Source organism: Xaviernesmea rhizosphaerae (assembly GCF_001938945.1).
In the GTDB taxonomy this organism is placed as follows: domain Bacteria; phylum Pseudomonadota; class Alphaproteobacteria; order Rhizobiales; family Rhizobiaceae; genus Xaviernesmea; species Xaviernesmea rhizosphaerae.
Genome location: NZ_MKIO01000031.1, coordinates 83,724 through 107,528 on the forward strand (window position 1 = coordinate 83,724; position 23,805 = coordinate 107,528).

Consider the following 23,805-nt stretch of genomic DNA (forward strand, 5'->3'; position numbering starts at 1 on the left):
GTCCTCGGACAAGCCCGATGCTCTGACGCCGGGCCCGACCCCAACAGTGCAGTCTCCCTGATCCCCTGCGGCCAGCTGTCCGCGGGACGGGGCTTTTCGTTTCCAAAATGCCTCTGGAGAGAGGGTAACGACATGAATATTTCACGCTTCTTCATCGACAGGCCGGTCTTTGCCGCCGTCCTGTCGATCCTCATCGTGGTGGCCGGCCTGATCGGCATGCGATCCCTGCCGATTTCCGAATATCCGAACGTGGTGCCGCCTTCGATCGTCGTGCGCGCCACCTATCCCGGCGCCAATCCGACCGTGATCGCCGAAACGGTGGCGACGCCGCTCGAAGAACAGATCAACGGCGTCGAGGACATGCTCTACATGTCGAGCCAGGCCACATCCGACGGCGTGCTGAATGTCACGGTCACGTTCAAGCTCGGCACCGATCCGGACAAGGCGCAGCAGCTCGTGCAGAACCGCGTGTCGCAAGCCGAGCCGCGCCTGCCGGCCGAAGTGCGCGCCCTGGGCCTGACGACGGTGAAGAGCTCGCCCGACTTCATCATGGTGGTCAACCTCGTCTCCGACGTCGACCGCTACGACATCACCTATCTGCGCAACTATGCGACGCTGAACGTCAAGGACCGGCTGAACCGCATCCAGGGCGTCGGCCAGGTCCAGGTCTTCGGCGCGGGCGATTATTCGATGCGCGTCTGGATCGACCCGCAGAAGGCCGCCGAACACGGGCTTGCCGCCAGCGATGTCTCCAACGCCATCCGCGGCCAGAACGTGCAGGCGGCGGCCGGCATCATCGGCGCCTCGCCGAGCCAGCCGGGCGTGGACCTGCAGCTCAACGTCAATGCGCAGGGCCGGCTGCGCACGCCGGAGGAATTCGGCAACATCATCGTCAAGAGCGGCGCGAACGGCGAAATCACCCGCCTGCGTGATGTGGCCCGCATCGAGCTCGGCGCTGCCGATTACACGCTGCGCTCGCTGCTCGACGGCCGTCCCGCCGTTGCCGTCGCCGTGCTCCAGGCGCCGGGGTCGAATGCGATCGAGATCGCCGACAATGTCAAGGCGACCATGGACCAGCTCCAGGCCGCCATGCCGCAGGGGGTCAAATACGAGATCGTCTACGACACCACCAAGTTCGTGCGGGCCTCGATCGAGAAGGTCGTCGATACGCTGCTTGAAGCGGTCGCGCTCGTCGTTCTCGTCGTCATCCTCTTCCTGCAGACCTGGCGCGCCTCCATCATTCCGCTGATCGCGGTTCCCGTGTCGATCATCGGCACCTTCGCGGTCATGTATGCCTTCGGCTTCTCGATCAATGCGCTGACGCTGTTCGGGCTGGTTCTGGCGATCGGCATCGTGGTGGATGATGCGATCGTCGTGGTGGAAAATGTCGAACGCAACATCGAAAACGGCCTCAGCCCACGCGATGCGACCTACAAGGCGATGAAGGAAGTGTCCGGGCCGATCATCGCGATCGCGCTGGTGCTGGTCGCGGTCTTCGTGCCGCTCGCCTTCATCAGCGGGCTCTCCGGGCAGTTCTACCGTCAGTTCGCCCTGACCATCGCCATCTCGACGGTGATCTCGGCGCTCAATTCGCTGACGCTGTCGCCGGCGCTCGCCGCTCTGCTGCTGAAGGGCCATCACGCCAAGAAGGATTGGCTGACGCGCTTCATGGATGCGATTTTCGGCTGGTTCTTCCGTGGCTTCAACCGCGCCTTCGGCGCCGCGTCCAATGGCTATGGCCGCACGGTCGGCGGGCTTCTGTCGCGCAAGAGCCTCGTCATGATCCTCTATCTGGCATTGGTCGGCGCCACCTACAGCATGTTCCATGCTGTGCCGAGCGGCTTCGTGCCGGCGCAGGACAAGCAATATCTGATCGGCTTCGCCCAGCTGCCCGATGGCGCGACGCTCGATCGCACCGAAAGCGTGATCAAGCGGATGAGCGACATCGCGCTCAAGCAGCCGGGCGTCGAACACGCCATTGCCTTCCCCGGCCTGTCGATCAACGGTTTCACCATCGGCTCGAATGCCGGCATCGTCTTCGCCGTGCTCGACGACTTTGAAAACCGCAAGACGCCGGATCTGTCGGGCGGGGCGATCGCCATGGCGCTGAACCAGAAGTTCGCGGGCATCGAGGACGCCTTCATCGCCATGTTCCCGCCGCCGCCGGTCAATGGTCTGGGCACCACGGGCGGCTTCAAGCTGCAGATCGAGGACCGCGCCGGCCTCGGCAACCAGACGCTCGACGAAGCGGCCAAGGCGGTGCTCGCCAAGGCCTATCAGACGCCGGAACTGGCCGGCATCTTCTCGAGCTTTCAGATCAACGTGCCGCAGCTCTATGCCGATCTCGACCGCGCCAAGGCCGAACAGCTCGGCGTGTCGGTGACCGATGTCTTCGAAACGCTGCAGATCTATCTCGGCTCGCTCTATGTCAACGACTTCAACGCCTTCGGGCGGACCTACAGCGTGCGGGTGCAGGCGGATTCGAAGTTCCGCGCCAAGCCGGAGGATATCGGCCAGCTGAAGGTGCGGTCTCAGTCCGGCCAGATGATCCCGCTTTCGGCCCTGTTGAAGGTGGATGCCCAGACCGGACCGGAGCGCACGACGCGGTATAACGGCTTCCTGTCCGCCGACATCAATGGCGGTCCCGCGCCCGGCTTCTCGTCGGGCCAGGCGGAAGCGGCGATCACCAGGATCCTCGAGGAAACCCTGCCGTCCGGCCTTGCCTTTGAATGGACGGATCTGACCTATCAGCAGATCCTTGCCGGCAATTCGAGCATGTTCGTCTTCCCGCTCGCGCTGCTGCTGGTCTACCTTGTTCTGGCGGCGCAATATGAAAGCCTCGTCCTGCCGCTGGCGATCATCATGATCGTGCCGATGGGCGTGCTGGCGGCGCTGACGGGGGTCTGGTTGACCGGGGGCGACAACAACATCTTCACCCAGATTGGCCTGGTGGTGCTGGTGGGACTTTCGGCCAAGAACGCGATCCTGATCGTGGAGTTTGCCCGGGAGCTGGAATTCGAAGGCCGCACGCCCTTCCAGGCGGCGGTGGAGGCCAGCCGTCTGCGCCTGCGCCCGATCCTGATGACCTCCATGGCCTTCATCATGGGTGTCGTGCCGCTGGTGCTGTCCACCGGCGCCGGCGCGGAGATGCGCACCGCCATGGGCATCGCCGTCTTCTCCGGCATGATCGGCGTGACCTTCTTCGGCATCTTCATGACACCGGTCTTCTACATGCTCGCCCGTTTGCTGACCGGCGGCCGCCCCTTGCGGCAGCATGGTGCGGAGGATGCCACTCCGGCTCTCTCTCCAGCGGAGTAGGCGCGCCTCCAGCCCGCGCGGGCTCTCCCACCGGAGCCCGCGCGGGTGTTATCAAAGCCTCGCTTGCGCGGGAACCCCGCCATTGCCACAGTCTTCCTCCATCAGACTGCCCGCGATCGTCCGCCATTCCCACGGCAGCTATCGAGCACATTCGACGTCAATCGACTCGAAGACAACGCGCCCTATCGGTCCTTCGCGGCGTTCTCCAGGTACAAGGGGTGGCGCGGCTCGTCATGCGGCGTCACCAGATAGCGGCGAAAGATATCGCCATAGCCATTGTACAGAAGGCCGCCATTGAGGGCGATCAGGGCCTGCCTGTCGCGCCTGTAGAGCGCGGGGAGGCGATACCAGGGAATGCCCGGCCGGCGATGATGCAGCACATGAAGATTGTTGTGCAGGAACAGGAGCCCCAGAAAGGGGCTGTTCTCGACGATGGCCGTGCGCTCCTCATGGTGATCGGCATAGCGATGCTCGGCATAGGAGCGGATCCTGCTGAGCGAGGCGCCGCCATAAACGAAGCCGAGCAGGTAAAGCCAGAGCGGCATGCCGCAGATTGCGACCACCCAGACCAGGACGATGGCGACTCCGGCGCCGTGGCGCAGCCAGAGAAGCAAACGCGCGCGATCGCCCTTGCGCAACTGCATCGCCTCCTGCGCCAGAAATGCCAGGATCATCACCGCAGGGCCGATGGTGAGGCGGCCCAGCAGCGTCGTGTTCCAGGAAGCGAGCCGGCGGCCGGTGGCGCCCAGTCTTTCCCAGGCCTGGCGGGTGAAGTAGGAGGATTCCGGATCTTCGATCGGGTCCGTCAGAAACTCGTCGCGGTGGTGCAGCATGTGGCTTTCGCGGTAAAGCGCATAGGGCAGCCAGAGCGAAAGCGGCGGCCAGCCGAGGCCATCATTGATCCAGCGCAGACGGGTGGGATGACCATGCATCACCTCGTGCTGAAGCGACCCGTGCCAGGCGATCAGCCAGGCGCCGGCGACGATCACCAAGGGAAGCGGCAGGGAGGCCCACCACCACGTCACGGCCAGATAGCCGCCATAAATGACACCTGCGAGCGCGACGGTCGGCCACTCGATGGGGGCAACCGTCTGGCCGTGTAATGGTTGTATCTCTGTCCCCGTCATCCAGCGTCTGCCTTTCCTGCCTCTCGCTGTGGTTGCTCTTTCTGTCATTCTATGCAATTTCAGGATAACCGAGCCGTTGCGCCTCGCGCTCGAAGTCGCGCAGCCTCTCGTAGTGGCTGTCATCGAGAAGGGCGAAATCCCGGATCGCCAGCGTCTCGCGCAGATCCGCCGTGGACGGATCGTCCACGAACTGACGCAGCGCCTGGCGCAGCGCGGCGACAAAGGCGTCGGACGCCGATCCCCGCGTGATCAGCGGCAGACCCGGGCCGATCGGCGTGCGCGCGAGGATCCGCACATTGGCGACCTCTTCCGGTGCAAAGCGGCGGAGATGTCCGAAGGTGACCGTGTCGATCGCCGCGATATCTGCCCTGTTGCCGGCGACGGCGGCAAGGCTTGCCCGGTGCCCACCCGTTTCCAGGCAGGCGGAGAAGAAGCGGCCCTTGATCGCATGGGGTGCGATCATCAGCCGGAGCAGATTCATGCCGGAATTGCTGTCTTTCCCGTTGATCGCCACCCGCGAGCCGAAAAGCGCGCCGATGTCGCCGAAGGCCGCATCTCTACGCACCACGATAAGGCTGCCGGAAAAGGGGCCGTAGCAGCCTTCATAAGCGTAGCAGGGTGTTGCCACCAGGCGCACCCGGCCTTGGAGCTTATTGACATAGGGATAGCCGCAGGCCTGCGCGAGAACGAGATCGGGCCGGTGCCAGGCCTCGTCATAGCCAAGATCGGTGTCCAGCGTTTCCGGCAGGGCGGTCACGCCTGTTGCGACCAGCCTCGCGCGCAGATCGGCCCACCAGGCGGCATTGGCGGCAGCCACCGGTTCCGGCGCGGCATACATTGCGAGGCTTGCGACAGGCAACGGGGCCCTCCCTCTTCGATGTCAAGCCCGGTATAGCACGGCAGGCTGGCTCAACGGTTGCGCCCCGGATCGGCCCAGGGCACGAAGCGCCGCTCGATGAAGCGGGCCAGCCATTCAAGCGCGAAGGCGACGGCAGCGATGACCAGGATGCCGGCGATCACGATGTCTGTCACGAGGAACTGGGCGGCCGACTGGATCATGAAACCGAGGCCGCGCGTGGCCGCTACGAGTTCAGCCGCCACCAGCGTCGACCAGCCGGTGCCGAGCGCGATGCGCATGCCGGTGAGGATCGAGGGCAGGGCGGCCGGCAGCAGCACGCGGGCCAGAAGCTGCCTGCGCGTCGCCCCGAAGGCGCGGGCAGCATTGACGAAGTCCCGGGGCACGCCGCGCACACCGGCGCTGGTCGACAGGATGATCGGCGGCAGCATGGACAGCGCGATCACCGTCACCTTCGAGGCCTCGCCGATGCCGACCCAGATGATGATCAGCGGCAGATAGGCCAACGGCGGCAGCGGGCGCAGAAACTCGACGATGGGATCGAGAATGCCGCGGCCGACGCGGCTGATGGCGATCAGCAGGCCGACCGGTACGCCGATGACGAGGGCTGCGGCAAGGGCTGCGAGCACACGCCCGAGGCTTGCCGCGAGGTGTTGCAGAAGGGTGGAATCGACGAAGCCCGTGGTGACGAGGCTCCAGAAGGAGGTGGCCACGGCCGCCGGGGAGGGAAGGAAGACCGGCGAGACGACGGCAAGTGCGGCAGCAAGCCACCAGCTGGCGATGAGCGCTGCGCCGGTCAGGAGCGAGATGGCGAGCGTCGGCACGCGCAGGCCGCTCCGGGCGCCGGCTGCCGGGCGTGGCGCCGGTTGCTCCGCTCCCGCGCGATCGGCTTTCCGGGTGTCTGCTGCGCTGTAGCTTTCGGCGAGCATGGTCATGCGGCAAGCTCCTCATGGGCGTTGTCATGGATGAGCGCGGTCAGCCCGTCATGCATGCTGCGGAAGAGCACGGACTGGCGCACCTTGCGCGGGTCCGCGCCGGAGAGAATCTCGCCGGCAAAGCCGCTGTCGAGAATGGCGCCGATGCGGCCGGGCGCCGGCTGCAGCACGACGATGCGGGTGGCGAGCAGCAGTGCCTCGTCGATGCTGTGGGTGATCAGCAGCGCGCCGGCCCCGCTCGTCTTCCAGATGTCGAGCAGGAAGAGTTGCAGCTTGGATCGCGTCAGCGCGTCGAGCGCGCCGAGGGGCTCGTCGAGCAGGAGAAAGCGCGGCTCGGCCGCCAGTGCCCGGGCGATGCCCACACGCTGGCGCATGCCGCCCGACAGCTCCCAGATGCGCCGGTCGCCAGACCCGGCAAGGCCGACGCGTGCCAACAGTTCCTCGGCCGCCTTGCGGCGCGCATCCTTGGCCACCCCTTTCAGCGCCAGCGGAAAGGCGATGTTGTCGCGGGCGTTGAGCCAGGGATAGAGCGCATCGTCCTGGAAGACGACGGCACGCTCGGCACCGGGGCCGGAAATCGGCTGGCCATCCAGAAGAACCGCGCCGGCGGTCGGCTGCTGGAAGCCGGCGGCGAGGTTGAGCAGGCTCGTCTTGCCGGAACCGGACCGGCCGATGACGACGACGAAGTCGCCGCTCGACACGGACAGATCGATCCCTTCCAGCACGCGGGTGCCGGAACTGCCGCAATCGCGGTCGGGATAGGCGAGGCTGACGGCGTCGAAGGTGAGGCGGCTGGTCATGGGCGCGGTTCCCGAAGCAAAGGCCGAAAACCGGCGCGCCGTTGCCCGCCGGTCGTGGTTATGGGTATCTGATCTCAGAAGGAGAGCTTGGCGGCATCCTGCACCCAGCGCGGCGAGACATAGGCGCTGTAATCGTCAAGCGTCGCCGGGATCTTGCCCTGCTCCTTGAGGAAGGCGGAGGTTGCCGCCACGGCCTTCACCGTGCCGCCGCCGAGAAGATCGGCGCCGGCCTGCTCCTGCAGCGTCGGGAATGTATAGCCCTTGAGCAGCGCAGGCACTTCGTCCTGCTTGGCGCCGGTCAGGCGGGCGATCTTCTCGGCTTCCGGCGAGGTGGCGGACCAGGCGTCGGGATGGGCGCGATAGGCGGCCGTGGCATCGCCCGTCACCTTGACGAAGGCAGCCACGAGATCGGGATGGGCGTCGGCGAAGCTCTTGCTGACGATCCAGGCATCGAAGGTCGGGCCGCCCCAGTTCGCCACATCGGCCGAGGTCGCGAGAACCGTTCCGGTCTTCTTGATCTGCGAGAGCACCGGATCCCAGACATAGGCGCCGTCAATATCGCCACGCGACCAGGCGGCGGCGATTTCCGGCGGCCGCAGGTTGAGGATCTCGACCGACTTCGGATCGATGTTCCAGTGCTTGAGCGCCGTCAGCAGGCTGTAATGCGCGGTGGAGACGAAGGGCGTCGCGATCTTCTTGCCGGCGAGATCCTCAGGCTTGGCGATGTTCCGCACGGCCAGCGCTTCCGCCTCGCTGATCAGGCCGACGAGTGCGATGGTCTCGATCGGCAGTTGCCGGCTTGCGGCGGCGGCGAGCGGCGAGGAGCCGACATAGCCGATATCGAGCGAGCCCGAGGCGATGGCCGCGATCACATCCGCCCCGCCATCGAACTTCTTCCAATTGATCTTCGCCTTGGTGGCCTTCTCATAAGTGCCATCGGCCTGGGGCACGCGGGAGGGCTCGACGATCGGCTGGTAACCGATATTGATCGTGGTCTCGGCGCTCCAGGCGGGCGTTGCCGCAAGCGGCGCAAGAAGTGCTGCGGCGCTGAGAAGAAGCGTCACAGCGCGTCGGGAAAACAGGGTCATCAGCGTGCCTCCATTTGAAATTTCCTGCTATAAATTTATGTAATCGATCAATTTAATGGAGATATGAGCAGGCCTGAGCTCCGCCTTCTTCAGGCTGTTCTTTCTAAATTATCGGCATTTGAAGGCAGGAAAATCCGCAAGCAGCGCGGCTGCTCGTTGAGATGGCGGACAAATTGACCGAGATCGTCTTGCGACACGACGGCAAAGTCCGTGCCGCCAGCCTGGCCTGGCCTGGTTTGTTTTGCAGCTTTACCAACAGGGACCCTCTCCGGTAAAAGCGGCAACCGATCGCAGGAAAGATGACGCCGTGTCCCTAGTTCGAGAGCCTGTAACCAGTCCGGCAACGTTCACCTCGAGCGCACGCGCCGTCTTCAAACGCCTGATCGCCGTCGGCCAGGCGACACGTCCACAATTGTGTGAAGACCTCAATCTGTCACGTCCGACATTGTCTGCGGCGATGGCCGAATTGAGCAGATTCGACTATGTCGAGGTGATCGGGCAAGCGCAGGGCCATACCGGCCGCACCGCCGCGATCTACCAGATTGGCAAAGGCGCGGGCCATACGATCGCTGTCGACGCGGGCTCGACGGTCATTCGGTATCGCGTGGCCTATCTGGACGGACGCCTGCTTCTGGCCGGGACCTACGCGCTGTCTTCAGGGCAACGCCATATGAGTGCCGAGATCAGCCGCATGGTCGACCAGGCAATCAGCAAGGCACTGAGCGCTGCCGCACCGGATTGGGGCCCGCTGCGCGCGGTCGGTGTGGCCGTGCCCGCCCGTGTCACGGGACAATCCCGGCTCATGCAGCCCGGGCGCGAGATTTTGACGTTCGACGGGTTTTCGCTGCCTGCCGGCGTGCCCCTCGTTCTGGAAAACAACGTCAATTGCGCTGCGATCGCCGAGTACAATTACGGTGCTGCCATCGGGCGTCCTGACTTCGCCTTCGTGCAGGTCGGTCTGAAGATCGGCATGGGAATGGTGCTGCGCGGCGAGTTGATCCGTGGCCGCAATGGGGCCGCCGGAGAGGTCAGCCATCTCCCGTTTCCCTGGAGCGCGAGCGAGACACCGCAGCCGGAAACGCTGGAGGATTATCTCGGGGTGGAGGCCTTCATGGCGCGCGTGCGGGCGGATTGGCCTGATGACGACATCCCGCGCGACAGTGTCGATCTCTTCGACCGGGCGAGCAAAGGCGACGCGGCGGCAACGGCGCATATCAGGCGGCATGGCCATGACATCGGAAGGCTCGTGAGCGCCGGCATTGCGGTCATCGATCCCGGCTTCGCCGTGCTCGGCGGGGGCGTCGGAAGCCTGCCGCTGTTGCTCCCCTACGTTCGGGAGGAGGTCGCGCGACTGAGCTATTCGACCGACATCGAAACGAGCACGCTGGGTGCGGATGCGACGCTGCTGGGGATCGGCAAGCTGGCAGCCGCACGGGCTCAGACGGATCTGATCGACACCGTCAACGGCTGATCTCCTTTGTCCGAACATGCGAAGGAGCGGCCGGATGACCGCTCCTTCTCGTCAATGACGGGGACCGTGCTGTTTACGCGGCCTGGATCTTGGTGTCCGTCTGCCGGTAGCGGAATTTCGTATCCGTCAGACCGGCAGCATCCGAAAGGGTCGCTGCCAGCAGCTGGGCCGGCAGGATGTCGAGAATGCCGCGGGCAATGCGGTTGACCTGCGCTGGAACCCGGATGACGACGAGGTTTTCGGCATCCGCCACATCTTCCGCGGTGATCAGCACCACGCCGCTGCCGATGGCGGCCATATCCTGTGCCAGCTTGATTTCACGTCCATCGCCGATGATGACGACGCCCGTGGAAGCGTCCATCGGCTCCATCGGTCCATGCAGATAGTGGAGCGTATCGGAGGGACCTGCGGGAATGCGTGCCGCTTCCCGAATCAGGAGGGACGCGCCATCGGCCGTTCCGAACGAGGAGCCGGCACCGACGCAGTCGATCGCCCGCCGATCCGCAAAGATTGCGGCGGCGGCCTCCATCCGGGTGCCCGCATTTTCCAGAACCTCGGCCGCAAGCGCGGGAAGCGTGGCCCAGTCGAGCGAAGCGGCTCCGGCGACCTTATCTGCCAGAAGGCCTGCAGCCACGAGCGTGCCGGTGTAGCCGGTGCTCGATGGCGTCGCATCCGATCCACTGGCAAAATGGATATGCGCGTTCACGGCCGAAGACAGCGGATTGTTGCCGTCCTTCGTGATCCCGAAGGAGGGGCGGCCGGGGTGCGCCTTGATGGCGGAAACCGGCTCGATGCTGCGGCCGCCGGCCGACATCGCAAGGATGCTGTCCGCCATGTCGCCGCCGTGTATCAAATCGACGGCCCGAACCGCATGCGCGCGTCTGCCGATGCGCTGGAACTCGCCTGCCACCACCGTCGCTGCGGCAAAGCTCGCACCGATCCCGGTAATGCCGATCAGGCCTTTCTGAAGGGGGGAGATGTCGATCTGCTCGAGATCGGCGCTCGCAGCGGCGATGCTGTCGCGCAGGGAGTCGGGCTGGCGGGCGATTGTGGCTCTGTAGCTCACCGGAAGTCCTTTCGGTTGGGAGATACCGGCCTCCTGCGGCCGGCGTGGGTTGGGGCATCGGAGCGAAAAGTCGGAACCGATTTTCGGGAAAATCCGATGCAAAAACAGATCTGTAGAACAGCAGACTGCGTCTGGTTCTTCAGTCCGGTGCTCTAGGCTGTCCGGCCGGCCCGTTCGGGGGCGGCGGGGCGAGGCATGGCGGCTGCAAGCGCCTTGGCGATGTTGCAGGCGCCTTCGACAGGCGGGCCGGGATAGATCGAAACGGAGAGAGAGGCGCCGAAGCGGGCGTCCATGGCCTTCAGGAAGGCATCGGCCAGGCGCGACTGTGCTACGATCACGCCGCCGCCGGCGACAACGCTGCGCGCTTCGGCACCCAGCATTTTCAGGCGCTCGACGAGATCCACAAGCGCTGTCGCCCCCTCGTCGATCACGGTCTGCGCGATTGCCGAGCCCGCGGACGCGGCATCGAAGATCACCGATGCATGACGCCCGAGGGCCGCGGCACCGCCCGCATTGGCGACCTGACTGCCGATCCGGGCTGGATTGTCGATGTCGAGGGCGGCAAAAAGCGCCCGGACCAGCGGCTCGTCGCGAGAGCCGCCGCAATCCAGATAGCGGCTAATGGCACGCCCGGCCTCGCGCACGAGCCCCGCGGCACTGCCTTCGTCCCCGATGACCCAGCCCCAGCCGCCGGCGGCAAGCATCCGGCCGTCGGCATTGCGCGTCACCGCGATCGAGCCCGTTCCGGCGACAACGCCGATCCCGTTGATCGCGCCGATCGAGGCTGGGATCAGCTCGGCATCGTTGACCACCGTCACGGGGATGGTGGTCACCGCGCGAAATCCGGCTTCGAATGCGTCGCATTCCTCCTGGTTGTCGCAGCCATGCGCACCGACGGCGATGGCGCGGATCGGCCGGCCCGCTGCCAGCTTCTCGGCAAAGGCCAGGAGGGCGCGCGCGTCCCCGGTCCAGTCCCGCAGCCGCCATTCGACACTGGGCACGACCAGATCATCGGCATGACCTGCCGGGTCATAGGCGCGCAGGTGCGTTTTCGTCCCACCGATATCGATCCCGACGGTGATCCCGTTCATGGGTAGTCTCCAGAAAGTCTGTTCATGTGATGAGGGGAGGCCCTGTGGTCCTGACCCTGGCGCCGCACCGTCAGAGGGCGGCCGACCGCAGGCGCCTGCCGGACGTGTCAAACACCAGCGCCTTGTCCGCCGCGATGTGAACGGATGTCTCCATGGCGCCCTGATGCCGCCGCCCGTGGCTCTGGGCGACCAGCCTCTCGCCGTTCGTCAGAACCGTATGGACGGAGGTGAGGTCTCCCAGCTCCTCCACCAGCGTGACCTTGGCCCGAAGGCCGGCGGGGGTCGCGGGAGCGGTTGCTATCGTCGCATGTTCCGGCCGGATGCCCAGTTCGACCGTGCGGATCGACGGATCGAAGCCTTTGAACGGAATGCGAAGGAAGCGGGCCTCCGGGTCTCCGCCGAGCCCGGTGACGACAACATGATCCTGCGCTACCTCGGTGACCTGCGCGGAGAGAAAGTTCATGGTCGGCGTGCCGATGAAGCCGGCGACGAACTTGTTGTCCGGATCGTCATAGAGGTCGAGGGGGCGGCCGACCTGCTGGATCTTGCCGCCATTGAGCACGACGATCTTGTCGGCAAGCGTCATGGCTTCGACCTGGTCATGGGTGACGTAGATCATCGTGGCGCGCAGCCGGGAATGAAGCTGGATGAGTTCGGCGCGCATCTGCACGCGCAGTTCGGCATCCAGATTGGACAGCGGTTCGTCAAACAGGAAGATCTTCGGCTGACGAACGATGGCGCGGCCAATGGCGACGCGCTGCTTCTGGCCACCCGAAAGCTGCGCCGGACGACGGTCGAGCAGATGCGTCAGCCGCAGGATTTCCGCGGCGCGCTCCACCTTCTGCTTGCGCTCGGCCATCGGCGCGCGCGCCATGGTGAGGCTGAAGGCCATATTCTCGAAGACGGTCAGATGCGGATAGAGGGCATAGGACTGGAACACCATGGCGATGCCCCGCTTTGCCGGATCGACATCGTTTATGACGCGATCGTCCAGGCGCATTTCGCCTGAGGTGATATCCTCGAGCCCGGAAATCATGCGCAGCAACGTCGATTTCCCGCAGCCCGAAGGGCCGACGAAGACGACGAACTCGCCGCTCGCTATATTGAGATTGATGTCGTTCAGAACCTGGACGGTGCCATAGGCCTTGGCGGCATTTTTGACTTGTAAGCTGGACATGGCGGTAACCCTGTTCATGGCTGGTCGCGCCGCAGCTGGCTGCGGTCAGAAAGGAGCGGTGTCGGCTGACCATCGGCGCGAAAGGCGGTTTCCGGTTTTCGGCAAAAACCCGATGCAAAAACAAAATGCCGGGCCATCGGACTGCGTGTGACGGTCAGTCCGATGCCCGAGGCGCGCAGCGCCTAGCCCTTGGTGCCGGAATGGGCGATGCCTTCGACGATCTGACGCTGGAAGATCAGGAAGAAGACGAGCGGCGGCACGGCTGCGAGCAGGTTGGCCGTCATGACGATGTCGACCGTGGTGTGGGAGTAGGGCGCGTTGAACAGCCCGACGACCTGGCCGACCGTGTACATGTGCGGGCTCGGCGCGACGATCAGCGGCCAGATATAGTTTCCCCAGGTCTTCATGAAGGTGAGGATGGCGAGCGTGATCAGCGCGTTTTTCGACAGCGGCAGGGCCACGTGCCAGTAGATCTGGAAGTGGTTGGCACCATCGAGCCTGGCCGCCTCGATCATTTCCGAAGGAATGTTCTTCATGAACTGGATGAGCATGAAGAGGCCGAAGGCGGACGCCAGCCCCGGCACGATGAGGCCCTGCATGGTGTTCAGCCATCCCAGCTGCACCGTCAGCAGATAGGTCGGGATGATCGTCACCGCCGTCGGCACCATCAGGGACAGCATGACGATGCCAAAGAGGAGCTTTTTGCCGGGAAACTCGAACTGCGCGAATTCGAATGCCGCCATCGACGAGAACAGAAGGATGCCGGCAATCGTCAGCAGGGTGTACATCACGGAGACGTAGTAGGCCCGCAGGTAATCGGTTTCGGTGAAGATGATCAGGATGTTGTTCAGCCCGGCGCCGAGCGATGTCGGATAGAGGCGGGGGTTGATGGAAATCGGGACGCCCGGTTCGGAAAACACGACGTTGAACATCCACCAGATCGGAAAGACGGCAACGATGGCGATGCAGACCGCCAGGATCCATTTCAGCACCGTGGCAAAGGATGGCGATCGTCTGCGGGCTTCGCTAAGGGCGGGCGAGAAAGACGTGGTTTGGGCGGAAGTATCGATCGTGCTCATGCGTCACCAAATCTTTTGCGCAGGGCGAACATCACGGCGGTCACGCAGACGATCAGAATGGTCAGCATGAAGCCGTAGGCGGAAGCCTGTCCAAAACGAACGCTGCCGAAGCCGCGGCCCATCATGTCCATGACGGGGAAGAGCAGGGTGTTGGCGCGGCCGCCATATTCCGCAAAGGACGAGCCCGTCAGCAGCCAGGGAATATCGAAGACCTGAAGCGCTGAAATCAGGCCATAGGTGATGACGAAGAACAGGACGGGCCGGATGGAAGGAAGCGTGACATGGACGATCTGCTGGAACGTGCTTGCTCCGTCGAGACGCGCCGCCTCGTAGTAGTGGCGCGGAACGTTCTTCAGCCCCGCCAGGAGAATGACCATGTTGAAGCCGGCGGAAACCCAGATATCCACGGCGATCATGGCATAGAGCATGGTGCCGGTGTCAGTGAGGAACTGGACGGAGGGCATGCCGAACCAGGAGAGCACGGTGTTCATCAGGCCGAAGTTCGGGGCGTAGATCCAGCGCCAGATTGTGGCGGCCAGGAAGAGCGGCATGACCACGGGGATGAAGAAGGCACTGCGGAAGAATTTTGCCCAGAAGCCGCTGAAACTGTCGACCAGCAGGGCCAGCCCCAGGGCAACGAAAATACCGAGCGGCACGGTGATCGACACATAGACGAGCAGGTTCCAGGTCGCCTTCTCGAAGCTGCGCGATGTAAAGACCTTGGTGTAGTTGGCAAGCCCGACGAATTGCGAGCTCTGCGCCGCATTCCATTCGAAGAACGAATAGAAGAAGCCGCTGACGATCGGATAGAGAAAGAACACTGCGAAGAGCAGCATGAAGGGAGACAGCATCAGGTAATGCGCGATGCTGCGCGTCGTTTTCGATGACATGGCATGTCCTTCAGGGCGAGGTCCGTGGCAGCGGGCGAACCCGCTGCCGGGAAGGCGCGACGGCTCAGTCGTCCGCAAGGATCTCGTTCAGTTCCTCGACAAGGTCGGCGGCCGCCTCGTCCGGGGTCATCTGACCGTCGGCCACGGCCGATGCGTTGTCAGTGATGGCCGACCAGTAGCTGTTGGGGAAGGTGCCGAGGAAGAAGGGCGGCTTGTTGTACAAGGCGGTCCTGGCGGATTGCGCCGTGGCCGCCAGAAGCGGGTTACCGGAAACGGACGGATCCGCCAGCGATTCCACATTGCTGTTATAGCGGCCGAGCGCCGCAGCCCAGCGGATCATCTGCTGCTTTTCGGTCACGAAGGCTGCAAACTCGAAGGCGAGCTTGGCATTGGCCTTGGGCGCGACACCGATGAACTCGTAGCCCTGCACGCCAGCCTTCTTGCCTTCGGTGGCGCCGGGCACCATGACCCAGTCATATTTGAGGCCGGACGCCTTGGCGGCCTGCTCCAGGGGCGGATTGACCCAGGGGCCGTTGACGTAGAAGGCAAGCTCGTTGCTGATGAAAAGGTCGCGCGTGGCCTGATCATTGACATTGGTGCCGGTGGAAAACGGCTTCAGCTTCTGCAGGAAATCGGCCGCCTTGGCATATTTTTCCGGATTGATCAGCGTCTTCTTGGTGTCGAAATCGGCACCCCACTCGCTGGCCTCGGCAACGCCGGAGTAGATGTTGAGGAAGGACGCCCAGTTTTGCGCCATGTCGGGCACGCCGTACTTGCCTGAAGCCTTCACCTTTTCCATCTGCGACAGCCAATCGGCCCAGTCCCTGATCGGCGCCTTGGTGTCGACGCCGGCCTTCTCGAGAACGGTCAGATTTCGAAACATCAGGGAGCCGTAGCCGGTGTAGGGGATGCAGTACATCGTCTCTGGCTTCGGCGTGCACATCGCGATCAGGTCCTTGTTGAACTGAGCGCGGAAGCTCTCCGGCGTCGCCATCCACTCGGCATAGATGTTCTTCAGCGCGCCGGCCTCGACGAGGGAGGAGCCGGCGGAGGTCGAGTTCATGAACACGTCAGGGCCGGTTCCGCTGGCAGCGCCGGCAATCTGCCCGGAGAGGAGATCATCATCACCCTTGCCGGCGATGTTGATCGTCACGCCCGGATGCTTGGCCACGAACTCATTGATAAATGTCTGTTGGAGCTTCAGCGCCTCGCCCTGCGCGAAATCCGAATAGACCCAGTATTCCAGAACGACGTTCTCCTGGGCGTGAGCAACGCCCGTCGTCACGAGCATGCCGGCCAGGACCGGTGCGATGGAGAAGCTGGCTTTCAAAAACATGATGATCGTCTCCCGATGCAGTTTGCTGTTCCACAAGGCGCCCTTTCGCGGGTGTCCTCTTATTGTTAGGCAATTTAACAAACAAACTCGAAGGCGCAACCGGTTTCGGCGGGGCAGGGCCAGATTTCCCGACGCCGATGGCGAAAGATCATTGCTGGATAGATCAGCAGGGCGGCTTGCGAACGGGCAAAACAGCGGCGCCGGGCATGGCGCACGCTGCGCCGCGAGGAGCGTGACGGCGCGGACGGAGCCGCCGCTCCGCCCGTCCTCATGAGGCTGCGAAAGCCAAAGGCCAATGCTACGGAAGACTTGGGGCCGGCTCCCCGTCCGCTACGCCAGGCGGCGCGGCAGCATCTCGTCCGGCCCCGCTGCGGGGCGGGTCGTGCGGTAGACCTCTTCAAGGCTCATCATCGTTGAAAGGTCGATCTGCATGGGGGCGGGATGGCCGAAGGCGCCGCGCATCAGGCAGGTCTGGGCGGCGGCGTCCGCAGCCTTCTTCAGGATTGCGGCGGGCTCGAGCGCATTCAGCAGGCCGACGAGAACATTCGCGATGTAGGTGTCGCCGGCCCCGAGCGTATCCAAGGCATCGACAGGCCTGGCAGGCGCTTCGACGATCCCGCATGGGCCCGCAAGAAGCGCGCCTTCGATGCCGCGCGTCACGAGGCTCCAGCGGGCGCCGGCTGCTCGGGCTCTCTCGGCAAGCGCGAGCGCCTCCTTGCGCGACGTTCCGCCGGCGGAAAATGCGATCAGGAAGCAATGGGGCGCGACCTGGGCGATCCGCTCGGGATCGTGAACGGTGGCGAAATCATAGGAAATCTTGGTCGCCCCGGCAAAGCGCGGCAGCCAGGCGTCGATGTGGCTCGACCGGCCGGTGTGGACGGCGTCGAACGCGGAAAGCCTGGCGATGTCCGCCTGTGACGGTGCGATGATCGAGACGCCGAGATTGGCGCCGACAAACTGGCGATCCCCATCCTGCGTCTCGATCACGCAATAGGCCGTCTGCCCCGTTTCCATCCGCAGAGACGTGATATCGACACCTTCCTCGACAAGCGCCTGGCGGATCAGGCGTCCGGCATCATCATCGCAGACGGCGCCGGCATAGGCGGTTTCGGCGCCGGCGCGGCGGGCGAAAACGGCATGATTGACGCAGTTCCCACCGGGAAACATCAGGTTCTGGTCGCGGTAGCAATCAACGACATTGTCGCCGAAAGCTAGGATTCTGGCAGGGCGCGGCATCGGCAAGCTCTCCTGAGATGAAAACTGAGAACGTTCTCATTTGCAGAGCCGCGCGAGAAACGCAAATGGTTTCGCGCGTCACGCCCTTCGGGGAGAGGAGGAGAAACTGCGTCAGCGCGATCCTGGCGCCCGCTTCAAGCGCTGTGGGATCACAGCCGGGCGACGGAGCCGCGTTCGATCAATTCCGCAGGCATCAAGACAGTGCGCGGAGGATACTCCTCGCCGCGAATGCGCTCCAGCAGCATGCGTGCGGCGGCCTCGCCCATGGCCAGGCGCGGCTGGGAGATTGTGGTGATTCCGGGCCGGTGAAAGCTCATCCAGTCGAGATCGTCGAAACAGATGATCGACACATCCCCCGGGATCGAAATCTGCAGTTCGTTGAGGGCGCGCATTGCACCCTCTGACATGGTGCCATCGGTGGTGAAGAGCGCCGTCGGCGCTTCGGCGGCGGCCATGAGGCTCGGCACGACCGCTTGCGCGGCTTGAGCGGAATAGCTTCCGGCCCTCAATGTCAGCCGCGGATCGACGGACAAGCCTTCGATGCGGTGGGCTCTGACATAGCCCAGAAGGCGCTGCCAGCTTGGATAAAGCGTCTCTGTTTCGATCGGATCTCCGGCGATGGCGCGGTTGAGGAATGCGGCCAAGCCGCCACCGTCTTCATCCACGAGTTCTGCCACAATGCCGATTCGGCGATGGCCGGCTGCGATCAGATGGCGCACGGCGTGTTCGGCGGCGGCGATGTTGTCGGTGGCGACGCGGTCCACCATCAAGCCTGCGACGGCGCGATCGATGAGGACGAGGGGAACGCCCATGGCGCGCAGATTGTGCAGATGCCGGGCCTTTCGCGTATCGCTTGGGGTGACGATCAGGCCGTCCACCTGCTTCTGCGCCAGAAGCTCGACCGAGCGCACCTCCTTGGATTGCGCTTCGTCGCTGTTGGTGATCAGCAGTCCGAACCCGTTGGCTTCCGCCACGTTGGAAATGCCGCGCAGAACCGAGGCGTAGAACGGGCTCTGGATATCGCCTGCCACCACGCCGAGCGTGCGGGTCTTGCCCGTGATGAGGCTGCGCGCCAGCGCATTGGGTCGATAGCCTAGGCTTTGGGCGGCCTTGAGGACCTGTTCCTTCTTGTCTTCGCTGGTATGGCCATAGCCGCCGAGCACCCGCCCTGCGGTTGCGGTGGAGACGCCAGCGGCCCGCGCAACATCGGTGATCGTTGCCTTGTTCTTCGGCACCACTGGCAATCCTCTCACACTTCTCGCCGCCAAAATTGAGAAATTATCAGATTTCGGCTGGCATGAAATATTATGTCTTCCGCAGCGTTAGACCGAATGAAGATGGTTTTCAACATGTCCGACCTGCTCAATGTTGCCCTACGGTGCTTGACGCCCGGCCCATCTCCGTGTCTGATGTGTGAGAACGTTCTCTTAACCGAAAACAGGGGAACCAGAGAGCGCTGCCGAGCTCACAGGCTCGCCACAACCAGGAGGTCGTCATGTTGAAATCCATTTTCGCCGGATGCGTTCTGAGCATTGCGCTTGCGATGCCGGCGCTGGCCGAGGTCATTCCCGCTCTGCACGATGCACTGCCGCAGGAATACAAGGACAAGGGCATCAAGGCGGCGGTCTTCAACGACTGGGCGCCGGATGAGTTTCAGGATGCCGATGGCCAGCTGAAGGGGTGGAGCGTCGATCTCGCCAAGGAAATGGAGCAGCGTCTCGGCGTGACCTTCACCTTCGAAGGCACGAGCTTCGATGCCATCATTCCCGGCCTGCAATCCAAGCGGTTCGACGCCGGCTTCTCGTCTTTCGGCCCGACGGCGGAGCGGCTGAAGATGCTCGATTTCGTCTCCCAGCGCCGGATCGGCACCTCCTTCGCCTATCCGAAGGAGAGCAAGCTCGACATCAAGTCGCCCTCCGACGTCTGCGGCCTGACGGTCGCCGTCCTCAACGGCGCCTGGGACATCGGCATTCTCGAAAAGCTCAACGCCAATGAGTGCAAGGACAAGCCGGTGATCATGCAGACCCATGGCTCGCAGGCGCAGGCCGAGCTTGCGGTCCGCTCCAACCGGGCGCAGGCCAATATCGGCGGATCGGTCAAGCTGGCCTATATGGCCAAGCAGACAGGCGACCTGAAGGTCTCCGAGCTGGCGCTTTCTCCGGTCAACAGCTGCATCGGAGTCCGCAAGGGCGATCCTCTCGGGCAGGTGCTGACCGACGCGATCCAGTCCATGATCGATGATGGCACTTATGAGAAGATCATGGCCAAGTGGGGCCTGAACGACAGCGGCATGCTGAGCAAGGCTCTGCTGATCACGGAAGAGCGCCCGGCCGATCTCTAACAGTCTGTCCGACAATCGCCGTTGGCCGCCTGCAAATGGCAATGTCTGTGCTTCCGGTGCTCACGGCCCTTAAGGACGCTGCGCTCCGGTTCTCGAAATCACCATTTTCGGCAGACCGACAGCCATTCTTGAACAGCCTGTAAGGCGATACCGGCCCGAGGCATGCTTCGGGCCGGCGAGACAGCCCGGACGGTCGCTGGAGCCTGCAGGCGATCCCCGCATCACCATCAACGTTCCATGCCTTTGTTTTTGCTGCATTGTCCTAGGTTGAGGCGATCACGCTCCGGCCGGACATGCCCTTGGGAATGACAATGTCTGAAAAACCATTTTCGCGCCCCTCGATCCATGATGTGAAGCCCATCGCGGTGCCGAAGATCGGACACTGGATCGGCGGCGTCGTGCTGGCGATCCTTGCCCTCGTGCTGGTGCAGGTGCTTGTCACCAACAAAAATATGCAATGGGGCGTCGTCGCCGCCCACATGTTCAGTCCTGCGATCCTCGCCGGGCTTGGCATGACGCTGCTTCTCACCGCGCTTGCCATGGTGCTGGGGCTGGCGATCGGCGTCTTGCTTGCCATCATGCGCCTGTCGGCCAGCAGCGTCTTTCAGGCGGTCAGCTGGGGCTGGATCTGGTTCTTTCGCGGCGTGCCGCCGCTCGTGCAGATGATCTTCTGGTACAATCTGGCGCTGCTCCTGCCGGAGATTTCACTGGGGATTCCCTTTGGCGGGCCAAAGCTTGTGTCGTGGAACACCAATGAGCTGATCAACCCCTTCAGCGCCGCCATCATGGGGCTTGCCTTCACCGAAAGCGCCTATGCGGCCGAGATGATCCGCGCCGGCATCCAGGCCGTCAATGCCGGCCAGACGGAAGCCGCTGCCACGCTCGGCATGACGCGCGGCCAGACACTTCGCCGCATCGTCCTGCCGCAGGCGCTGCGTATCGTCATTCCGCCGATCGGCAACGACACGATCTCGATGCTGAAATTCACCTCGCTCGTTTCCGTGCTCGCGCTGCCGGATCTGCTCTATTCCGCGCAGATGATTTATGCGCGCACCTATCAGACCGTGCCGCTGCTGCTGGTGGCGACCATCTGGTATCTCGTGCTCACCACGATCCTGACTGCCGTCGAGCATGCCATCGAGCACCGTTTAAAATCCGAAGACCGCGCGGGCTCTGGGAAAAGGGCGGGCTTCCTGCCGTTCCGCCTCTTTGCGCGCCAGCAGGAGGCCCTGTGATGAATGACGTGATGAACGATCCCGTGCGCGGCGAACCCCTGTTGAAGGTCGAGCGCCTGCGCAAGAGCTTCGGCACCCATGAGGTGCTGCGCGGCATCGATGTCGCGGTGATGCGCGGCGATGTGACCTGCATCGTCGGCCCTTCCGGCTCCGGCAAGAGCACATTGCTGCGATGCCTCAACTATCTGGAAAGGCCAACGGGCGGCGCGATCTTCCTCAATGGCGAGCCGGTCGGCGTTCGCTGGAAGGGCGAGCGGCTCTATGAGATGAGCTTCAACGAACTGGCCCGCCAGCGCCAGCGGATGGGGATGGTATTTCAGGGCTTCCACCTTTTTCCCCATAAGACCGTGCTCGAAAATGTCATCGAGGCGCCGGTTCTGGTCAAGCGCGTTGCGCGCGCCGCAGCGGTCGAGGAAGCGATGGTGCTTCTGGAGCGCGTCGGCATGAAGCAGCGGGCGAGTTACTATCCCGCCCAGCTTTCCGGCGGGCAGCAGCAGCGCGCCGCCATCGCCCGCTCGCTGGCGATGAAGCCTGATGTGATGCTGTTCGACGAACCGACCTCGGCGCTCGACCCGCAGCTTGTCGGCGAAGTGCTGGCCGTCATGCGTCAGCTTGCCGATGATGGGATGACGATGGTCGTCGTAACCCATGAAATGGGCTTTGCGCGCGATGTCGCCGACCATCTGATCTTCATGGATGGCGGGGTGGTTGTGGAGGAGGGGCGGCCGGCGGATGTGCTGACGCGCCCGCAGCATGATCGCACGCGCGCGTTTCTGGCGCGCGTTCTGGCGGCGTGATCAAGACAGGCGCTATGCCAGACTCTCCGGTTTTGTAGGATAGGCCAATCGCGAATGAAGCACCGGACCGATGTCGCTTTCGGTCCGATGCTTCCTCAAGACTATGTTGCGCAAATCTCTGCAGCGTTTCTGCACAATAAGCGGGAACACCGAAACCTGGCGCAGGATCTTGACCCTGCGCCCGTCGCTTCAGGCAAGGGTCTGCGACAGGGCCGATGCGGTGAAGAGATCAAGATGCGCGCCGCCGTTGTTCTTGAACACGGTGATCTGGTCGGCGCCGGTGCGGCCCTCGCTCTTTCCCTGAATCAACTCGAAAAGATCGGCCTTTACCGCGTCCCAGCTGATGGAGCCCGATGCAACGGCCTGCGAAAGATCGCCACTGCTTTTCATGTTGTTGCGGCTGTCGACGAAGATCGTGCCGCGTGCGAGCGCCGTATCGTCGGCTTCGCGGAGCGTGGGCAGATAGGCGCCGACAAGATCGAGATGGGTGCCCGGCCGCAGCAGGGCGCCCTTGACCAGGGCCTTGTCCGACATGGTGACGCAGGACACGATATCGGCGCGGGCGACGGCGGCGTCGAGATCCTCGCCGACTGCGGCGTCGATCTCCTGTTGTCGAAGCTCGGCGGCAACAGCATGCGCGCGGGCGGCCGTCCGGTTCCAGATCGTGACCCGCCGGAGCGACGGGCGCGCGGCCAGATGTGCCGCAACGAAATGCGGGGCCAGCGCGCCGGCGCCGACGATCAGCAGTTCCTCGACATCCTCCCGCGCGAGGATGCTGGCGCCGAGCGCGGAATCGGCGGCGGTTTTGCGCGCCGTCATGGCCGCGCCATCGGCAATCAGCAGCGGACCCCCGGTCTTGCCGTCAAACAGCGCGACCAGCCCCTGGACGGCGGGTTGCGGCGGCTCGAGCGCCGCGTTCTGCGGAAAGACACCGACCATCTTCACCACGATCGGGCCACCGGGTGCCCAGCCTGGCAGCGTGACGAACTGGGCTTCGCCGCCGGCCGGATCAGACTGCACGACAACATCGGATGCCGGCGTCTTACCGAGATGCGCGTGCCGCAGCGCCTCGATCAGAAACGGCCAGGGAAGTGCCGCGTGAACGGCATCAGCGTCGAAAACATGCATGGCGGACCTTTCAGGTCTTGATCGTATAGGTGACCAGATGGCTGGGCGTGACCAGTTGCGACAGAGCCAACGGGCGCCCGCCGGCGTCTGTCACGATCTTCTCGATGCGGTAGACAGGCTGGGTGGCACTGACGGAAAGGATGGCGCGTTCCTCTGATGTGGCGAGGCCGACGTCGATCTGCCGCTCCGCATGCGCCGGCTCGATGCCGGCCTCCTCGCGCAGGGCCGCGAAGAAGGAGCCGCCGGCGGCCACCGGTTCGACCACCTCGGGAAAACGATGGGCATCGAACCAGAGGGTCTCCAGCGTCATCGGCCGGCCATCGTCTTCGAGCAGCCGGTCGAAGCGGATCAGGGCTTTGGCCTGCAGCCGGTCGCGGATGACAGGCGTATCGGGATTGTCGACGCGCGCGAGAATGCGGTGCCCGGCCTTCCGGCCGAGCCCGTCCATGGTTTCAGAAAAGCCGGAGAGAGACACCAGCGTCTGGCGCACCTTGCGCGGCATGACGATGGTGCCGCGGCCCTGCTGTCGCTGAAGGCGGCCATCGGCACAGAGGTCGCCGATGGCGCGCCGCAGCGTGATCCGGCTGACGCCATAGCGGTCCATCAGGTCCGGCTCGGGCGGCAGAAAACTGCCCTCGGCGAACTGGCCGTCATCGATCCCGGCGACGATGGCACGCCTGACCTGTTCATAGAGCGGCAAGAGGTTTGCTTGATCGTCCATCCGCTCTTCCAGGCTTTCTCACAGTCTGTTCAAGACTAGCTGTCGGTCTGCCGAAAATGGTGATTTCGAGAACCGGAGCGCAGCGTACTTGAGGTCCGTGAGCACCGGAAGCG

At 63.9% G+C, this 23,805-nt stretch carries 20 protein-coding genes; 5 read left to right on the top strand and 15 right to left on the bottom strand.

What is annotated here, in order from left to right; genetic code table 11:
* Positions 1 to 132 precede the first annotated feature (132 nt).
* On the top strand, positions 133 to 3,318 hold the full coding sequence (locus BJF92_RS13685; protein WP_075635303.1) for an efflux RND transporter permease subunit: 3,186 nt from the start codon (positions 133 to 135) through the stop codon (positions 3,316 to 3,318).
* Positions 3,319 to 3,500: 182 nt separating this feature from the next.
* On the opposite strand, the gene BJF92_RS13690 is transcribed toward BJF92_RS13685, so the two are convergent.
* From BJF92_RS13690 to tauA, 5 genes are all read right to left on the bottom strand, one after another.
* Entirely contained in the window at positions 3,501 to 4,445 is a 945-nt protein-coding gene (locus BJF92_RS13690; protein ID WP_075635304.1) for a fatty acid desaturase, read from the bottom strand.
* A gap of 49 nt (positions 4,446 to 4,494) precedes the next feature.
* A complete protein-coding gene (locus tag BJF92_RS13695; RefSeq protein WP_075635305.1) occupies positions 4,495 to 5,304 on the bottom strand; it encodes a phosphate/phosphite/phosphonate ABC transporter substrate-binding protein in 810 nt (269 codons plus the stop codon).
* A 50-nt stretch (positions 5,305 to 5,354) separates the two neighbouring features.
* A complete protein-coding gene (locus BJF92_RS13700; RefSeq protein WP_075635533.1) occupies positions 5,355 to 6,230 on the bottom strand; it encodes an ABC transporter permease subunit in 876 nt (291 codons plus the stop codon).
* 2 nt (positions 6,231 to 6,232) lie between these two features.
* Positions 6,233 to 7,036 carry a taurine ABC transporter ATP-binding protein gene (locus BJF92_RS13705; RefSeq protein WP_075635306.1) on the bottom strand — a complete coding sequence of 268 codons (804 nt, stop codon included), beginning with the start codon at positions 7,034 to 7,036 and terminating at the stop codon, positions 6,233 to 6,235.
* Between the two features lie 74 nt (positions 7,037 to 7,110).
* Complete coding sequence (gene tauA / locus BJF92_RS13710; protein WP_075635307.1) at positions 7,111 to 8,124, bottom strand: taurine ABC transporter substrate-binding protein; 1,014 nt, start codon at positions 8,122 to 8,124, stop codon at positions 7,111 to 7,113.
* 241 nt (positions 8,125 to 8,365) lie between these two features.
* Between tauA and BJF92_RS13715 the strand changes: the two genes are divergently transcribed.
* A complete protein-coding gene (locus tag BJF92_RS13715) occupies positions 8,366 to 9,595 on the top strand; it encodes an ROK family protein (RefSeq protein WP_245294754.1) in 1,230 nt (409 codons plus the stop codon).
* 73 nt (positions 9,596 to 9,668) lie between these two features.
* On the opposite strand, the gene BJF92_RS13720 is transcribed toward BJF92_RS13715, so the two are convergent.
* From BJF92_RS13720 to BJF92_RS13755, 8 genes are all read right to left on the bottom strand, one after another.
* Complete coding sequence (locus tag BJF92_RS13720; RefSeq protein WP_075635309.1) at positions 9,669 to 10,661, bottom strand: SIS domain-containing protein; 993 nt, start codon at positions 10,659 to 10,661, stop codon at positions 9,669 to 9,671.
* 152 nt (positions 10,662 to 10,813) lie between these two features.
* Positions 10,814 to 11,752, bottom strand: coding sequence for an N-acetylglucosamine kinase (locus tag BJF92_RS13725; RefSeq protein ID WP_075635310.1), 939 nt, complete (start codon positions 11,750 to 11,752; stop codon positions 10,814 to 10,816).
* Positions 11,753 to 11,822: 70 nt separating this feature from the next.
* Positions 11,823 to 12,929, bottom strand: a complete 1,107-nt coding sequence (locus BJF92_RS13730) for an ABC transporter ATP-binding protein (RefSeq protein WP_075635311.1) — start codon at positions 12,927 to 12,929, stop codon at positions 11,823 to 11,825.
* 182 nt (positions 12,930 to 13,111) lie between these two features.
* Positions 13,112 to 14,008 (bottom strand): carbohydrate ABC transporter permease, encoded by an 897-nt coding sequence (locus tag BJF92_RS13735; protein WP_078058020.1) that lies wholly within the window; start codon positions 14,006 to 14,008, stop codon positions 13,112 to 13,114.
* Positions 14,005 to 14,898: a carbohydrate ABC transporter permease gene (locus tag BJF92_RS13740; RefSeq protein ID WP_075635312.1), complete on the bottom strand. Its 894-nt coding sequence runs from the start codon at positions 14,896 to 14,898 to the stop codon at positions 14,005 to 14,007. Before BJF92_RS13740 ends, BJF92_RS13735 begins: the two co-directional genes overlap by 4 nt.
* Positions 14,899 to 14,962: 64 nt before the next feature.
* A complete protein-coding gene (locus BJF92_RS13745) occupies positions 14,963 to 16,234 on the bottom strand; it encodes a sugar ABC transporter substrate-binding protein (protein ID WP_075635535.1) in 1,272 nt (423 codons plus the stop codon).
* A 330-nt stretch (positions 16,235 to 16,564) separates the two neighbouring features.
* A complete protein-coding gene (locus BJF92_RS13750; protein ID WP_075635313.1) occupies positions 16,565 to 17,470 on the bottom strand; it encodes a PfkB family carbohydrate kinase in 906 nt (301 codons plus the stop codon).
* A gap of 149 nt (positions 17,471 to 17,619) precedes the next feature.
* The gene (locus BJF92_RS13755) at positions 17,620 to 18,723 is read right to left on the bottom strand and encodes a LacI family DNA-binding transcriptional regulator (protein WP_075635314.1); all 1,104 of its coding nucleotides are present in this window, start codon (positions 18,721 to 18,723) and stop codon (positions 17,620 to 17,622) included.
* Between the two features lie 242 nt (positions 18,724 to 18,965).
* Here BJF92_RS13755 and BJF92_RS13760 point away from each other — a divergent pair, with 242 nt between their 5' ends.
* From BJF92_RS13760 to BJF92_RS13770, 3 genes are all read left to right on the top strand, one after another.
* A complete protein-coding gene (locus tag BJF92_RS13760) occupies positions 18,966 to 19,811 on the top strand; it encodes an ABC transporter substrate-binding protein (RefSeq protein WP_075635315.1) in 846 nt (281 codons plus the stop codon).
* 311 nt (positions 19,812 to 20,122) lie between these two features.
* On the top strand, positions 20,123 to 21,046 hold the full coding sequence (locus BJF92_RS13765) for an amino acid ABC transporter permease (protein ID WP_075635316.1): 924 nt from the start codon (positions 20,123 to 20,125) through the stop codon (positions 21,044 to 21,046).
* 11 nt (positions 21,047 to 21,057) lie between these two features.
* On the top strand, positions 21,058 to 21,843 hold the full coding sequence (locus BJF92_RS13770) for an amino acid ABC transporter ATP-binding protein (RefSeq protein ID WP_078058076.1): 786 nt from the start codon (positions 21,058 to 21,060) through the stop codon (positions 21,841 to 21,843).
* Positions 21,844 to 22,032: 189 nt separating this feature from the next.
* On the opposite strand, the gene BJF92_RS13775 is transcribed toward BJF92_RS13770, so the two are convergent.
* Both BJF92_RS13775 and BJF92_RS13780 read right to left on the bottom strand, forming a co-directional pair.
* Positions 22,033 to 22,971, bottom strand: coding sequence for an ornithine cyclodeaminase (locus BJF92_RS13775; RefSeq protein ID WP_075635318.1), 939 nt, complete (start codon positions 22,969 to 22,971; stop codon positions 22,033 to 22,035).
* A gap of 10 nt (positions 22,972 to 22,981) precedes the next feature.
* Positions 22,982 to 23,692 (bottom strand): GntR family transcriptional regulator, encoded by a 711-nt coding sequence (locus BJF92_RS13780; RefSeq protein WP_075635319.1) that lies wholly within the window; start codon positions 23,690 to 23,692, stop codon positions 22,982 to 22,984.
* Positions 23,693 to 23,805 lie beyond the last annotated feature (113 nt).